The following is a 16,099-nucleotide window of genomic DNA, read 5'->3' as shown; positions in this document are numbered from 1 at the left end:
TTTTTCCTTGTTAATGAGTAACGACGGTCAGTTGGGCGAAATTGTGCCACTGACTGAGGTCTGAGGTAATAATTTGTTGATCTTTTTTTGCACCCGCGCCAATCAGCACATACTCGCCACTGCGCTCTGAAAAGGTAATTTCAAGTTGTTCGGCAACCGAATCGTCTGTCAGTTGATAAAGGGTTTTTTTGCTTAACGGCTGAACGCCTGGGGCTTGTTTGATAAATAACGCATCGGTTTTTTGCTCGATAAACACGTCTGCGGTTAAATTGAGTGCCGGTCGAATATAGTTTGGCAGAGGGTCGAGAATTTTAACTTCCGCAAGCACAAAGCCATCGCGGATCACCGAGCTCAGTTGGCTAATTTTACCGCTAAGAATGCTGTCTTTACTTTTAATATTGACCTTGGCATCGAGCTGAACTTTTTCAGCTAAACGTTGTGGAATGCGGATCTTAGCAATTAAATCGGTGCTAGAGCCCACTTTAGCTAAGGTTTGCCCTGCATTAACATACTGCCCCAGTTCAATGTCTAATTTTTCTAAAGTGCCTGCAATGCCTGCCTTAATGGTGAGAGCAGCCATTTTAGCGGCCAGATTAGCGACACTTTGTTGTTCAGCAACTAAGCGCATGTGCTGTTGCTGTTTTTCGAGTTGCTGCATTTTAATAAATGACGCTAAGCGAAAACGATTGCGTTCAAGCTGTTTATTCAGCTGAGCGAGCTTGAGCTCTGAGCGCTCTAAGTCAATTTTTGCCGCGATCCCAAGTTCAGCTAATTTTCGATTTGCTTCGACATCAAGCATCAACGATTCAATGTCGGCGATTAAATCTTCTTGTTTACCTTCTTCGGCCAGCAGTTCGTTTTGTTGGCGCAAAGTAAAGGCAGTGAATTGCGCTGTGGTACTGTTTAGTTGGGTTTTTTGTTGCTGATACTGCTGCGTTAAATCGGGGTTAGTCAAAATGGCAATTGGGGTGTTTTCTGTCACGGTTTCACCGCCGCGCAGTAATATCTCGGTTACTTTGCCGTTGTCAGGAGCGCTGATCAAGCGCTCGTAGCGCGATGCAAACTCACCAAAAACCGGTGCCATCAATGCGATATCGCCTTGTTGTACCGTAGCAATGGTGAGGTTTTCGCGCGCAATTTTGGGAGTATATTGTTTGGTTAAAAAGTATATACAAGCAGTAGCCATTGCAATTAATGCCAACGCGAATAGCCAATAGCTTCGTTTTTGATGTTTTGGGGTTAAATTAATCTGCACAGTAAGTTCGCGATTGCTTCAAGATAACTAAGCTAATGAAACTTACATGCCAAAAATATTGTTATAAAATTCAGGTTGTTACGTTTTTGTTCGCTGGGCGCTGTGCGAAATCGCACACCCTAAAGTGCGCGATTTTATAACAAGTCAGTTATTCGTTTTGTGGTAGGTATTTTTTAGCAACCACAAATAACGCTACCGCAAAAAAGACCACCACAGCAGGCATGATCAGTGCGGTTGTGCCATACACCGCAAGGCTATCCTGGAGTACAAAACTGTGAAATTGCTGTAGTAATACGCCAATCAGCGACACGCTTAATAATGGTAGGGCGAGCTTTTTGCCAAAAGCCAGCGCAAGCGACCCCGCTGTGCCTGCAAATACCGCCAGTGCAAAAACCACTACCGCCCAACTAGCTGCGTTATTAAACAGCGCTTGCTCAGCTTCGGGCAAGGCTGCTAACTGCTCTGGAGTGATCAATATGTGCATCACAAAGGCCATAACACCCATTAAATTCCAGATCACCATGACCCAAGCAAAGGGTTTAAGCCATTTAGGTGGTTGAGTAAAGCTTGATGTTTGTATATTTGATTCTGTGGTCATTGGTTTCTCTTTATTGTTATTTTGTTTGGTAGTTACTTTTTATAGTCGATTTTTGGATTTTCTTACAGTGCAAACCAAATCGGGAGTGATAATTGATGAAAAATTCTTTTTGATAGCTGCAAATTCGTCATTATTCCTTAATATTCAGCTTTGCATTTCATCATGACTAACCAAGAATAGCCGCTATGCAGCCGGTGCATGATTATCAACTTACTTTTAAGTATATTGTTTTGTAATGGTTTTCTGATGAGAAATACAAGGAATTAAAATGACACTAGGTGAAAAACTAAAAGAGCTACGTTTGGCGCTAAATTTAAGCCAACCGGAGCTGGCACAGGCAGCTGCGATTGAGCAATCATATTTATCAAAGCTAGAAAATGATAAATCGTTACCATCAAATGAGGTGTTGCGGCAATTATTAGCGGCTTTAAAAGTTGATTTAAGCGTGCTATTGAGTTGCCCTAAATTAAAAAATGAATTAACGCGTTTAAAACACATTCCCGATGTGGAGGCGTTTTTATCACAGCATCAGCAGCTTTCGGTGATGCTGCAACGGCGCTGGTGGTACATCAGCACCGCGTTAATCGTACTTGCTGTGACCTTGTTTTATATTGGTCAGAATGAACGCTTATTTAATCAAAAGTTATATCAATATGAATCAAAAGGGGTGGTACTGGCCGGTGAACAAGAAGATATTTTTAATAATTGGCGTAGTTTAGTGCCAAGGGATATGTCAGCCGACGAAATTCAAAATACACGGATAAAAATACTTCAACGCCGCGAAACCGACACCCTGTTATTGGTCGATTATCGCGGTGAAGCGTTTGTAAAGGATGTGCCAGAAGGTCGCCGATATTATAATTATCTGGGCGTAAGGCAAAACGAAAACAATATCAATGCGGGGTTTAGAATTGTTGGCGTGTTGTTATTCAGTATGGGTATTATGGGCTTTGTACTCGAGCGAAAAGTGTTTAAGCATGCTCATTAGTTGTTTCATTTAAAACAGATAAAAAGCAGCTAGTTGGCTGCATTTTATCTGTATTTAGTTTATCTCTCCCGCAACCGTTTTAAGTGCCTGATATTTTGCTCGGTAAATTGAGAGTTTGGTTTTGTCGTAGGTGCGCTCTATGGCGGTGGTTAAGTAATTGTTGGCTTTGTTCAATTGACCATTTTGATAAGAAATTTTTGCCAGTTCTACATAAGGTTCAGGAATGTAGTGCGCAGCTGCAATGGCTTTATGAAAATAAAATTTAGCATGCTGGGTATTGTTGTTTTTTAATGCTTGCTCGCCCAGCTCAATCCAGGCGTAGGGGTTTGGATCGTCGACTTCAGTGAGCTTTTTATTTAGAAAATCGATTAAAGGTTGGCTGTTGTTTTTTTGCGCTACGATTAAATAGTTTTGATACAAGTTAATATTGGCAAGGTTGTTTTCAACCGCATATTGGTAAAGCTTGATTGCAGTGGCTGTATCGCCTGCGCGGCGGTGCAATACTGCTTGTAAGTTTATCAGTTCGCTATTGTATGGGTCATGAAGCATGGCGGTGTAAAGATAGCTAAAGGTTAAATTAAAGTTGTTTTTAACTAAGGCTTCGGCGGCTAAATTTGCATAATATTTGGCGATTAATTGTGGCCGTTGTGCTCGTTGTGCCGTGACTTGGCCTCGAGTTGGAAAATAATCAATCACAATGCTTTTTGGGGTAAAGAAAATCATGTCTTTTGGCGCTTTATCGTCAGGGTTGTATAGACGAGTGCGCAGGTGGCTAGAACTTAAGATTAAGCTGCCTTTTTTAAAATAAATAGGTTCATTAATAACGACTTGGTAATCAACGGGTGTTTTGATGAGATCAGCCAAAGCTGTCGTGAAAACAGCCAGTGAAATACAGTTACCGCGTTTTTCAGCAAAGGCGGTACTAGCGTCCAAAGTATCACCATGAAAAGTAAAACCACTTAATTTGGCGTCTAAAAAATTAAAGATTATACGCTCGTCACTGCTTGGAAATTCCTTGTTTTTTTGAGCTTGGTAAAACTGCAAAAATTCACTTTGTTGTTTGGTGTCGAGTTGAAAAATCAGTTCGGTATTATATGTCTCTACCTTCGAGAACAAAGATGCATTTAACAAAGTCATTGGATTAGCTGGTAGGTTGTTAGGCTGAGTTTTGCTGTTTTGGCATGCAACTAAGCACAAACAGATAAATAATATGATTAATTTAACATGCACTGCTACTTTCCTTTTGGTTAGGGAGCTTAACGTTTACAGCTTTATAAGCAGAATATCAATCTACTTAAATATATTAAGTATCTCGACATTTTTTCTTAGGTAGTACATTGCACCTGTCTAATAAACAGCCTGCCCATAAGCATGATTGTTAATAGTTTATGAGTTTAATTTGTTCGAACTTGTTGTAATCTGGCTTTGTTCAAATGATTTTAATAATGATGTGTTATTGATCAAATGACAGGCTTAATCACGTATTGAGCTTCATATAGGTAGTGGCTAGGGTTAGGTGATGTGTAATGTATGCTCAATCAAAGGCTGCTTACAATTGTAACTCCTAGTTACAATTGTTAATATCTTTAACTATCATAGCTTTGTTATTATATGAGCAGTTAAATTTTAGGATATCGCAGATGAAGAGCAAATGGATAAAAGGCTCATTGCCGCTGGTGGTACTTGCAGTGTCAATCGCTGGTTTTATGGGAATTAACGCCACCGCCAATGAAAAAGATGAAAAAAAGGTGGTTGATAAACGTCCAACAGTACAAATAGAGGCTGTTTCTGCCAGTGATCACCAAGTGGTGATTACCAGTTATGGCGAAGTGAAGCCACTTGAGCGAACACAATTGTCGGCTCAAGTCGCAGGTGAAATCGTGAGTTGGCACCCTGAATTTGTTGCTGGAGGCCTAGTAAAACGGGGTGAAATATTGTTTAGTATTGAGCCTGATAACTATCAAGCACAAGTATATTCAGCACAAGCAGAACTTGCTCGTGCACAAGCTGCATTAATTGAAGAACAAGCCGCAGGTGAAGTCGCTTTTCAAGAAGCAAAACACTCTCCTAATCTCAAACACAGTGATTTATATCTACGTAAACCACAAATTTTAAGTGCTCAGGCTGCGGTTAAGTCGGCAGAGGCAAACTTAAAACGTGCTGAGCGAGATTTAGAAAACTGCCAAGTGCGCGCCCCATACGATGCTTTAGTGATCAGTCGTGAACTTGGTTTAGGTCAGTTTGTTAATACCGGAGCTCAAGTTGCTGTGCTCAATAACATTGAAACAGCTGAGGTATTAATTCCAATCGCGGGTTTTGATAGCGCTTTTTTACCGAGGCAGATCAAAGGGGTTAAAGCGACCGTTAGCCAAAAAGGGCTCGCTAACTTTACACGAGAAGCGTATATCGCCCGTGATTTAGGCGTAATTGATAGCGCGACACGTATGAGTAACTTGGTGGTGCGTATTGAAGACCCTTATGGCCTCAGCAGTGATTTACCCGTGCTTAAATTTGGCAGTTACGTTGAAGTGAATTTTGCGGGTCAAACGCTTAATCAAATTTACCGTTTACCGCAAGAGCTGGTGAATAACAGCACAGTGTGGATTGTAAATGATGAGCAAAAGCTTGAGCCAAAACAAGTGCAAGTGCTGCGTGAAGAAGGGGAATATTTCCTGATTAATGCAGGGCTTAAAAGCCAAGATAAATTGGTATTAACACTGCCAGAGTATCCACAAAAAGGTATGGAAGTGAAAATCGCGAATGCCACTACGATGATTACGCCTTCATCAGATAAACTGTAAAGGATGCGACTGTGACTACTCAACCGACTCCTGAAAAACAAACTGGGATCATCGCTTATTTCGCCAACAACTCGGTTGCGGCAAATTTAATGATGTTTTTCATTATAGTGATGGGCATAGTGAGTTATTTCACTATTCAGCGTCAGATGTTTCCAAATGTTGAAATTAACTACATTAATATCAATGCTTCGTATCCGGGTGCTTCGCCACAAGAAATTGAAGAAAGTATTATCATTAAAATTGAGGAATCAATTAAAGATATTACTGAAATCAAAAAGGGCGTATCACGGGCCTTTCGCAATTCGGGTCGTATTTCATTAGAAATTAATCCTGATGAAGATTTGCCAGAAGTGCTCGATAAAATAAAGTTGCGTGTTGATGGGATTGCAACTTTTCCTGCTGATATGGAACCTATAACTATTTCTCAGGCGGAGTTTCGCCAAGATGTGATTGAAATGGTTTTGGTCGGAGATTGGCCATTAACAGAACTTAAACCCATCGCAAAAAAAATTGAAGATGAATTATTGCAGCTTAGTAATGTGTCTTTGGTTGATTTAAAAGTACCACTTGATGAAATCGCCATTGAAATAAAACCTGAAACGCTACGTAAATATAATTTAACCCTTAATGATGTCTCGGCTGCTGTGCGCCGTTATTCGGCCAACTTTTCAGCCGGACAACTACGAACTGATTCAGGTATTATTTCGGTTCGAGTCGAAAACCAGTTTTACAGTGGCGAAGAGTTTCGTCAAATCCCAATCAAAATAGGTGCTAATGGCGCTAAGGTATTGCTGCAAGATATCGCCATTATTAAAGATCAGTTTACCGAAGGTGAGCGTTACTTTAAGTACAGTGGCCAAAATGCAATTAATCTAGCAGTCAAAGCCACTAAAGACCAAAACATGATCCCAGTGGCACAATCGGTTAAAGATTATATTGTTGAGCGTAATAAAACTTTACCGCCAGGGCTTGAACTGAAAACCTTGGTTGATATGACGTATTACCTTAATGCGCGCCTCGACATGATGCTGAAAAACCTGCTGCAAGGGGCTATTTTGGTGATGCTGATGTTAAGCCTATTTTTGCGTTTTAAATTAGCACTTTGGGTGATGTTAGGCTTACCAGTATGTTTTTTAGGTGCCATGATGATGATGCCTTTATTTGGGGTCACCATTAATATTGTGTCACTGTTTGCATTTATTATGGTGCTTGGAATTGTGGTTGATGATGCCATTGTTATAGGCGAAAGTGCCTACACCGAAATAGAAAAAAATGGCGGCGGGGTCGAAAATGTAGTGCGAGGTACCAAGCGTGTGGCCACTCCTGCAACCTTTGGTGTACTGACCACAATTGCTGTTTTTGCACCTTTTACGCTATCGAGCGGTCCAGAAAGCGCGTTCTTTTATGGTATCGCAGTGGTGGTAATGTTGTGTTTGGTCTTTAGTTTGATTGAATCAAAACTTATTTTACCTGCTCATTTAGCTCACAGTCGTTTTGATCCAATTTCAGAAACTAGTTGGCGTGCGCGTTTTAACCGTAGTTTCTTTAGTTTTGTTAACGGTTCTTATAAGCGTTTTGTTGAAAAATGTACTGAATGGCGTTGGTTGGTATTTAGTGGTTTTATTGGATTCTTTTTAATTAGTATTGCACTAATTAGTGCCAATTATGTTCGTACTGTGCCAACACCAAAAGTACCGCATGATTTTCCAAGTATTGCCATTGAGATGAATGAAAATGTTTCTGATCAGCAAACTATTGATGCACTCAAAACTATCGAAGCTGTGGTCCTCAAAATTGATCAGCAAACTAAAGCGGACAATGGCCAAGGGATGATCCGTGATATTTTAGCCTTTAATCAAGGCCGTACTGAGGCGCGAATTGTTGTGCCATTAGTTGATGAAGAATTACGCCCATTTAATACCTTTGAATTGTCGCGCCGCTGGCGTGAGGCGCTGCCAGAGATACCTGGTATGAAGTCATTTACTATTCAAGATGATGTAAATGGCAGCGGTGGAGATGGTGAGTTTGGTTATTTGTTGTATGGTTCTGACATTGACACTTTAAATGCTGCGGGTCGTCGTTTAATCGATATGCTGCAACAGCAAGAAGGGTTATACGATGTTAGCTCGACCATTGACCCTGCTAGCAAAGAAGTACAAATGACGTTGTTGCCAGTGGCTTATGATTTGGGCTTAACGCTTTCGTCTATTGCCAATCAGGTTGGCGCAAGCTTTTACGGTGGCGAAGCGCAGCGCGTATTGCGTGATGGCGAAGAAGTGCGTGTTATGGTGCGTTACCCTAAATTAACCCGTGAAGCGTTTTCATCACTGAAATACACAGTGATCACGACACCAAATGGTCAAGAGGTGATGTTGGGTGATGTGGTTGCTTTAGATGAAAAACCGGGTATTAGTTATATTCGCCGTGAGGGTGGTTATCGTACTGTGTATGTATTTGGTGCGATTGATGAAGAAGTGATTGAACCAAGTGCCGTGGTTAAAAAAGTGAAAAAAGAACTATTGCCACAACTAGCAACTGAGTTTCCGTCGGTGAAAAGTGAGCTAGGTGGCGCAATTGAAGAGCAGCAAGCGCAAGCAAATGAACAAATGCTGTTTTTCTTAGCAGGAATGATCATTGTTTATATTTTACTTGCAGTACCACTAAAAAGTTACTCCCAACCACTTATTATTATGTCAGTGATTCCGTTTGGTTTGACGGGCGCCATTTGGGGACATTTATTTTTTGATTTAGATATCAGCATGATGTCTAGCTTTGGTTTAATTGCAGCAGCAGGTGTGGTGATTAACGATAGCTTGGTAATGACCGATTATGTAAATCAAAAACGCGAAGAAGGTTACAACATTAAAAAAGCAGTTATTGAGGCTGGCTGTGCACGCTTTAGAGCAATCACATTAACCTCGATTACGACTTTTGTTGGCGTACTGCCGATTATGTTCGAAACTAGCTTACAGGCTAAATTTGTGATTCCGATGGCTGTGGCGCTGGGTTTTGCAGTGTTATTTGCCACTATCGTCACGCTAGTATTAGTGCCGTGTTTGTACTTAATTTTGTATGATTTACGCAAACCTTTTAGTTGGGTTAAAACTAAATTATCTAAAAATAAAACACTGCTTCAGCAAGAGCGTGAGGCTTAATTCACCTCATCATTAGTGTAATTATCAAAAGGGCTGCATAAATGCAGCCCTTTTTTATTGGCCGTAACTGTATTTTTAATAATAAAAAGCCATGCAATGCATGGCTTTGACGTTGGTTGGAGGGATTTATTAGGTGTTAAATATCTTACTTAAGCTTAATCCTAGATATTAAATCTATCTCAGGCTGCTATTTTCAACGCTAACTGAGCGTGATTACCCTGCAATAGGCTCGCGCCAATCTCTCATCTACAACTAAGGTGAATTAGAAGAAACCAAGTGGACTGTCGGCATAACTAACCAAGAGGTTTTTGGTATTTTGATAATGATCGAGCATCATCTTATGAGTTTCGCGGCCAACCCCTGATTTTTTGTAACCACCAAAAGCAGCGTGTGCCGGGTAATGATGATAGCAATTGGTCCACACACGGCCTGCTTCAATGGCGCGACCCATACGATAGGCAAGGTTCATGTCTTTGGTCCAAAGGCCAGCGCCTAGACCAAATTCGGTATCATTGGCGATTGCAATTGCTTCTGCTTCATCTTTAAACGTGGTGACACTGACCACAGGACCAAAAATCTCTTCGCGGAAAACCCGCATTGAATTGTTACCTTTAAATAAAGTTGGTTGCACATAAAAGCCTTTTGATAAATCATCGCTAATGGCCTCAATGCCGCCACCGATCAATACATGCGCGCCTTCTTGTTTGCCGATTTCAAGATAGCTTAAAATTTTATCAAACTGTTGTTGTGATGCTTGTGCACCCACCATGGTGTCACTGTCTAGTGGGTTACCGCGTTTGATTTGTGCTGTACGCTCAATCACTTTGGCGATAAAGGCGTCGTAAATATCTTCTTGGATCAACAAGCGCGATGGACAAGTACAAACCTCACCTTGGTTGAAAAAGGCCAGCACCGCGCCTTCAATACATTTGCTGATGTATTCTTCACTTTGGTTCATAACATCATTGAAATAAATGTTTGGGGATTTCCCACCAAGCTCAACAGTTGAAGGAATAATGTTTTCGGCAGCGCATTTTAGGATATGCGCTCCAACAGGTGTTGAGCCTGTAAAAGCAATTTTGGCGATACGCTTGCTAGTTGCCAGTGCTTCACCAGCTTCTTTGCCAAAACCGTTAACCACATTTAAAATGCCCGCAGGTAGTAAATCTTCAATCACTTCTATTAGTTTTAAAATCGATACTGGAGTTTGTTCTGCTGGTTTGAGGACCACACAATTGCCTGTAACCAGTGCAGGTGCTAATTTCCAAGCCGCCATGAGTAATGGGAAGTTCCAAGGAATTATTTGACCAACCACTCCAAGCGGTTCATGAAAATGATAGGCAACGGTTTGTTCGTCAATTTGGCCTATCGAACCTTCTTGGCTGCGAATGCAGCCGGCATAATAGCGAAAGTGATCAACACACAACGGTAAATCGGCAGCTAAGGTTTCGCGCACCGCTTTACCGTTATCCCAAGTTTCGGCTACTGCTAGCATTTCGAGGTTTTGCTCAATCCGATCGGCGATTTTAAGCAATAAATTACTGCGCTCTGTAACGGAGGTTTTACCCCATGCATCTTTTGCAGCGTGGGCGGCATCAAGGGCTAGGTTGATGTCTTTTTCGTTTGAGCGTGGAATTTTACAAATTACTTCACCTGTGACTGGGCTGATATTTTCAAAATAGTGGCCATCAACGGGTTCAACCCATTTACCGCCAATAAAATTACCATAATGTGATTTAAATGAAACGAGAGAGCCCGGTTGGCCAGGATTTTTATAGATCATTGTTATGTTTCCAATTGTGAGAGTTCCATACCCAGCCTAGCGCTTTGGACTAAGGTCTACTTGTCGCTAGGTGCAAAAAACTTGACTGACTGTCCATTTTTCAGCCATGCTGGATTTTGACTTTTTAGCATCAGGACAAGGTATGGCACAGTTGATCCGCAGCAAAAACATTCAGACGCTGATTGATAATCGCACTGTTTTTAATAGTGATGATGTGCAAATTTGTTTGTACGACACTTATCAAACTGCTCATCACGTGCCTTTTAAAACCGAGCAGCTGATGCTGTGTGCTATGTCATCAGGTGAAAAAGTAATGCATCATACTTCGTTTGATCAAGGGCAGCGTTTTGTGCCTGGTCAAAGCTTTATGATTGCTGCGGGTGAAGAGGTTGCAATTGATTTTCCTACCGCCAGTTGGCAAGCACCAACCTCGTGTCTAACCATTGAGATTGATAGTAAAAAAATTCAGCAAGTTGTTGAACGTTTAGCATTAGAGCAGCCGCCAAGTTTATCGGCGCAGGCAACCTTGCAACTTGATAATACACAGGCAACACAGGCGCTTTATCAGCGTCTAACTCAGGTGTGTTATGAAGAACCCGACGACAGGGGCTTGCTACTTGATTTAGGGATCAGCGAATTAATTGTGCGCTTATTTCGAGTTAAAGCGCGGGCGATGTTTTTACAACATGTGCAGCGCGACCCTGAGCTAACACCACTGCATGCTGCACTTGCTTATATGCAGCGTAATTTACATCAACAGATTGAAATTGAAGAAGTTTGTAAGGTTGCTTGTGTAGGTCGCAGTAGGTTATATGGTTTATTTAAAAAGCATTTAAATAGCACTCCACAAGCATTTTTATTGGAGCAGCGTTTAAGCTTTGCGGCAGATAAAATCAAGCATGGCGCTAATATAACCCGCGCCTGCTATGACAGTGGCTTTGTGGACCCAAGTCATTTTAGCCGCCGCTTTAAAAGTATGTTTGGTTTAAGTCCTAAGCAGTTTCAACAAGCGCAAACTTAGCTTGTTTAATAAGGTTGCTCTAATTTCTTTTTGGTCGCTAATTGTTCGGCAGTTAAGATTTGATTTATTTGCATATCAATATTTTGAAAAAAGTTAACCTCATTATTTTGTGGGTGCGCAGTACCAAATGAACCTATTTTAACCTCTAGGTTGGTGAGTTGTTGCTCATATGCTTGTTGATGTAAATCTAAAATAACTTGTTTTTGGCTGGCATCCAGTGAAGGTAACATCGCAAAATAACTTTGGCTGCTAAAAAACTGATTGTATTGAGCTTGTTGCGCTAATTTTTGTTGTTCAAATTGATGATAACGAGTGATTTGTTGATCACTTAAATGCTGACTGAGTTTTGAAGTGAAGCGTTGGTTAATTGCATCACGTTCTAAATTCAAATTATCAAGCTCGGCTTGTTCATTCTGAGGGTCAATAAATGGATTGGCGTCCATATCTTGCATTTTGCTTTGATAATAAGGATTCAGTAGTTCGATTTCAGCATCGTTTTTTTCATTTAATAATTTTGTAAGCGCCTGTGCTTGTTCGTCTGATAAGGCTAATGCAAGTGTGAGTTCAGGTAGTGCGTTAGCTAAATCAAGTTGTGAGGCTGCTTTCGTAAATTCAATACTTTGAAAGTGTGCATCCATGGCGGCATATTTTTCTTGTAGAGGGTGGTTTTCAGCCGCTTCGTTCTCAAGTTTTTCTTGCGCTACCTCTGTAGTTTCCTCAGTGTAAACTGGCTGTTTCGATTCTAAAGTGTCAGGGAAAAATAAATCTTTAGAGAGTGATCGCATTTCTTGTTCTTGCTGCGAAAGAGTGGGTGTCGCTGTTAACGGTTGATTGGCAGCTGTTAAGGGTTGTGTATCAGAGTGTGTAGTCAGGTACTGATTTAAACAAAATCCTAAAATGAAGCCACTGACCAATCCAATAACAAACTTAATATTCATAATACGCTCTCTGATTAATGCTTTTTCGCCAAATACAGCCCAATTATACGCTTGTTTCTAGTTTTAATACTGTAAGCATTTGTTATTAATCTCAGTTCACTATTTTGTATTAGGGTCAGTTGTGGTTATTTCATCAGCCAGCATTAAAATATGGGCGGCACTCCAGCTAAAATTAGTGGCGCCTTGCATTTTTCCTGTTGTTGGGTGGTAATTTTCACGAATAGGTTGATTGCCTTTTAAGCCTTCGGCGTCAGAGATGAGTTGCGTTAATAGCTGTTTGGCCTCGTTGTGATAGCCATAGTTTTGTAAGCCAATTAAGCCAAAATACACTTGGTCAAGCCATACTCGACCGCGCCAATAAATGTCAGGGTTGTAAGCGGGATTACTGAGCGCTGCGGTCGGGAGCGGTACTTTGGTATTAAACTCTGATGGGTTTAGCATGTTATTAGCCACTTTTTGTGCCTGCTCAGAGCTTGCTACTTTACTAAATAAAGGTGCCCAACCTTCAGGTCCTTTGCCTCTTTGGGTTAGTAACTGTCCTGCGCAGGCCTCTTTGTTCTGGTTATCGCTGATTTGGCGATCGTAATAAAAACCGCTTTGCTCATCAAAAAAGCAGTTATTAATTAGCTGTGTTAATTGTTTGGCAGCAAGGTTGAGTTGTTTAGCTTGCTGAGGGTTGTTTAACAAGGATGCCATTTTGGCTAACAATTGTTTTTCTTGTGCCAAATAGCTATTTAGCTCAACCGATTCTTGGTTAATAGAATACCCAACTAATTGGCCATTCTCTTGATTAGGTAAAAATTGCACTTGCCAATCTCGGCGCGACTTTTTTAAATTGCCTTGGTGATGAATTTGGCTATAACGAGCCAATTGTTCTGCGTTAATAAAGCCAAAACGTGCAGCATTATCCATACCCGACTCCCAACCGGCACCATGTTGCACCGGAATGTCGAGTGTTTGGTAATCACCATGCTGCAAAACTTGTTTATATAGCAGATTGCCGCTGCATTGATAGCTAAATTGACCATGGTTGTTATTTAATTGGCATCCGCTTAAATCAAGCTCTGTGGGCGGTGTTGCATACTCAACAGTAAAGTATAATTCACCGTGCGGCGTTGTTTGTGCAGGGTGTAAGGTTGCGCCGTACTCAACTAAACCATTGTGATTATGGTCGCGGTTGCGATACCACCACTGATGATATGCCAACAATTTAGGGTACATTTGAGCTAAAAATTGAATGTCGCCGTCTTGCTGATAAATGTGCCAAACCGCCCAGCTCGCCAAGGGCGGTTTACTGTTTCGTTCGTTCCAATTGCCCCCATCGCCCGCGCGTTGTTGATCTTTATTATAAAAAATGGCGTCAATCACCATGCCGTGGTCTTGCGGGCGCACTTTATCATTGGTTTGAATTTGATAGCTGAAAAGCGCTCGAATGTTATTTTTGGCAAGGACTGGGTCAAATTTTGCCATTGCATACGCATGCTTCCAGGAATCCCACGCCCATGCGCCATTAAACCACCGCGCAGTGACTGAGGGTGTTATTACATCAAATGAAATTGCCCCAGCAGGGCTGCGCCAATTGCTTAATAAAGTAGCAAGGGCCTTTTGTTGAATCGCTAATGGCACAAGCGAGTTGTGCTCCAAATGGGCTAAGTAACCCTGCCAGCGTTGTTTTGTTGCCGCTATTTGTTGTGTCGCATGTTGGGTGTTGGCAGATGATATGCGCTCTTTTGGGTGATGAAAGTAACTGTGTTCGGTATAAATATCGATAGTTTGAAAAGGGGGGAGTGTGATGTCGCTTTGGCTTTGGTAGCTTAGTTGCGGTTGATTGAGTGTGGTTTGGCTTGGCAATGAGCGGCTAATTTCATAATAAGCACCGTCACTTTGCATTAGCTGCCACGGTGAGCGAATACTCGAAAATGAAAACGTGATAGCGTTTGAACCTGTGGCAAGTTTGGGTTGCCATGTTGGGAATTTCTCCTGCATGGTGATATCAGGTTGCCATTGTTGTAAAAGTTGGCCTTGCCAATTGAGGGTTAGCACTATTGGTTGGCTGCTAAGGTTGTTAAGTGTGGTTTGCACTAGAGCAGTACGATTAGCAACAAATTGTAAGCTCAAATTTACGATAAGATCTGGCCATTGATAAACTTGTACTAGTTGCCCTGCAATTTGCTGTTGTGAGCTACAAGCCTTGCCAAAATCATATTGTTTACCGGTGGTTTTGTTGGTAATACTGAGTTGGTCTAATTTTTCTGCTAAAAACAGGCTGTATTCTTCAGTGATGATCATCGGGCCTGTAAATGAGCCAAAATCACTTGATTTTTCAGGTAATAAAAAGCCGTGCCAACTGCCTAAATCAAAAAATGGATTGAATGTTTGATTACCATACTGGTCAAGTTGCTGCAAAGAGCTTGGGGAGCCAGTGCGATTGATAGCATCACTTGGCGGCGTAAAAATTGGACATGCTTTGCCTAAAAAAGGTATCAGAATTAATAACAATAAAAAGTAAGGCATAACAAATACAGCTGATTATTTCGGTCTATTGTATGCAATTAAATTGGGTTAGCCAATCATTTAAATCTAGTGATTAAGTTTGGTTTTTAATCTTAATGTAATATTTTTGTTTGATTTTTTAGGTGGTTTGATTATCATTTGCACCTATTTGGCAAACTAACCGAAAGGTTAGGACGCAAAGCTTCCGGTCTACCATCATTTTATGATCATGATAGCGGGGTTGCCGCAACTTATTGAGTTGTGCCTGAGTGCCTCGTTTTATTACAAACGCGCCTTTAGCTTTTCTGCCAAATTCTTATTTTTATACATATTAAATGGTGCATGGCATGGTGTTTTCACCTTATTAGCCAAAGGGGGCTGCTTTCATGGTTAAGGTTTTAGCAGGGTTGCTACCAGGTGATTGGTCGGTGATCCATTCGATTGAAAATAATCAGCGATTACAAAAAGGCGATACAGTTAAACTGGAATTATTTGATGTTAAGGGTGAGCTATCTGAGCTTTCGGTCGCTTTTGATATTACGCAAGCTAATGAAGGTGAGGCCCATATTTGGCCAAAATTATTGTCTGAACATATCAATAAGCATTTTAAAGTACTACAAGCGGGCCGACATTACCCAGAGCTGGGTATTGTACCAAGCTATGGCGAAAACAATATTTTCGCCCTTGAAGGCAGTGGTATAGAGCGTGCGCAAATTCGGTTTTACATAAAAAAACAGCGTACAGCATCTTTAGAGCAATCTGCAGAACACTATGACTATGTTTTTCCACAGTTTCGCAACGATTACCGTGCTGGCGATCGGGTTTTTCATCCTAAAACTGGAAAAATTTATTGTTGTAAACCTTGGCCATATACCGAGTTTTGCCGATTAGGTGCGCACATGGATGAGCAATATGAGCCAGGATTAGGCAAAAACTGGACGCTTGCTTGGCATTTAGCGCAAGAAATTGTGTTATGTGAATGAGTTTTAACGCATTACTTTCCCTTAAGTAATAGGCAATTTATCTCGTAAGAGGCTGATTGTTATTATCCCCCGAAGCCCGTGGTA

General features: G+C 41.2%; 11 protein-coding genes and 1 riboswitch. Of the genes, 5 read left to right on the top strand and 6 right to left on the bottom strand.

What is annotated here, in order from left to right:
- Nucleotides 1-10: 10 nt before the first annotated feature.
- Both PTUN_RS17370 and PTUN_RS17365 read right to left on the bottom strand, forming a co-directional pair.
- Complete coding sequence (locus tag PTUN_RS17370) at nt 11-1,255, bottom strand: HlyD family secretion protein (protein WP_009839027.1); 1,245 nt, start codon at nt 1,253-1,255, stop codon at nt 11-13.
- Nucleotides 1,256-1,403: 148 nt separating this feature from the next.
- Nucleotides 1,404-1,853 carry a hypothetical protein gene (locus tag PTUN_RS17365; RefSeq protein ID WP_009839028.1) on the bottom strand — a complete coding sequence of 150 codons (450 nt, stop codon included), beginning with the start codon at nt 1,851-1,853 and terminating at the stop codon, nt 1,404-1,406.
- 268 nt (nt 1,854-2,121) lie between these two features.
- Between PTUN_RS17365 and PTUN_RS17360 the strand changes: the two genes are divergently transcribed.
- Complete coding sequence (locus PTUN_RS17360; protein WP_009839029.1) at nt 2,122-2,841, top strand: helix-turn-helix domain-containing protein; 720 nt, start codon at nt 2,122-2,124, stop codon at nt 2,839-2,841.
- A gap of 54 nt (nt 2,842-2,895) precedes the next feature.
- Here the strand turns inward: PTUN_RS17360 and PTUN_RS17355 are convergent, their stop codons facing one another.
- Nucleotides 2,896-4,071 (bottom strand): tetratricopeptide repeat protein, encoded by a 1,176-nt coding sequence (locus PTUN_RS17355; protein ID WP_009839030.1) that lies wholly within the window; start codon nt 4,069-4,071, stop codon nt 2,896-2,898.
- A gap of 410 nt (nt 4,072-4,481) precedes the next feature.
- On the opposite strand from PTUN_RS17355, the gene PTUN_RS17350 reads away from it, so the two are divergent.
- Both PTUN_RS17350 and PTUN_RS17345 read left to right on the top strand, forming a co-directional pair.
- Nucleotides 4,482-5,642 carry an efflux RND transporter periplasmic adaptor subunit gene (locus tag PTUN_RS17350; protein WP_009839031.1) on the top strand — a complete coding sequence of 387 codons (1,161 nt, stop codon included), beginning with the start codon at nt 4,482-4,484 and terminating at the stop codon, nt 5,640-5,642.
- Nucleotides 5,643-5,653: 11 nt separating this feature from the next.
- Entirely contained in the window at nt 5,654-8,797 is a 3,144-nt protein-coding gene (locus PTUN_RS17345) for an efflux RND transporter permease subunit (RefSeq protein WP_009839032.1), read from the top strand.
- Between the two features lie 262 nt (nt 8,798-9,059).
- Here PTUN_RS17345 and exaC read toward each other — a convergent pair whose 3' ends face one another.
- Nucleotides 9,060-10,580 (bottom strand): acetaldehyde dehydrogenase ExaC, encoded by a 1,521-nt coding sequence (gene exaC, locus PTUN_RS17340; RefSeq protein ID WP_009839033.1) that lies wholly within the window; start codon nt 10,578-10,580, stop codon nt 9,060-9,062.
- 142 nt (nt 10,581-10,722) lie between these two features.
- Here exaC and PTUN_RS17335 point away from each other — a divergent pair, with 142 nt between their 5' ends.
- Nucleotides 10,723-11,601, top strand: a complete 879-nt coding sequence (locus PTUN_RS17335) for an AraC family transcriptional regulator (RefSeq protein ID WP_119081608.1) — start codon at nt 10,723-10,725, stop codon at nt 11,599-11,601.
- 5 nt (nt 11,602-11,606) lie between these two features.
- Here PTUN_RS17335 and PTUN_RS17330 read toward each other — a convergent pair whose 3' ends face one another.
- Both PTUN_RS17330 and ygjK read right to left on the bottom strand, forming a co-directional pair.
- The gene (locus tag PTUN_RS17330) at nt 11,607-12,539 is read right to left on the bottom strand and encodes a hypothetical protein (protein ID WP_009839035.1); all 933 of its coding nucleotides are present in this window, start codon (nt 12,537-12,539) and stop codon (nt 11,607-11,609) included.
- A 99-nt stretch (nt 12,540-12,638) separates the two neighbouring features.
- Nucleotides 12,639-15,053 (bottom strand): alpha-glucosidase, encoded by a 2,415-nt coding sequence (ygjK, locus tag PTUN_RS17325; protein WP_009839036.1) that lies wholly within the window; start codon nt 15,051-15,053, stop codon nt 12,639-12,641.
- A 140-nt stretch (nt 15,054-15,193) separates the two neighbouring features.
- Nucleotides 15,194-15,281, top strand: a riboswitch (cyclic di-GMP riboswitch).
- A 137-nt stretch (nt 15,282-15,418) separates the two neighbouring features.
- On the opposite strand from ygjK, the gene PTUN_RS17320 reads away from it, so the two are divergent.
- Nucleotides 15,419-16,015, top strand: coding sequence for a hypothetical protein (locus PTUN_RS17320; RefSeq protein ID WP_009839038.1), 597 nt, complete (start codon nt 15,419-15,421; stop codon nt 16,013-16,015).
- Nucleotides 16,016-16,099: the final 84 nt, after the last annotated feature.

It is taken from the genome of Pseudoalteromonas tunicata (genome assembly GCF_002310815.1).
Lineage (GTDB): Bacteria > Pseudomonadota > Gammaproteobacteria > Enterobacterales > Alteromonadaceae > Pseudoalteromonas > Pseudoalteromonas tunicata.
The sequence above is the reverse complement of the archived record's forward strand: the minus strand, read 5'-3'. Positions and strand labels throughout refer to the sequence as shown.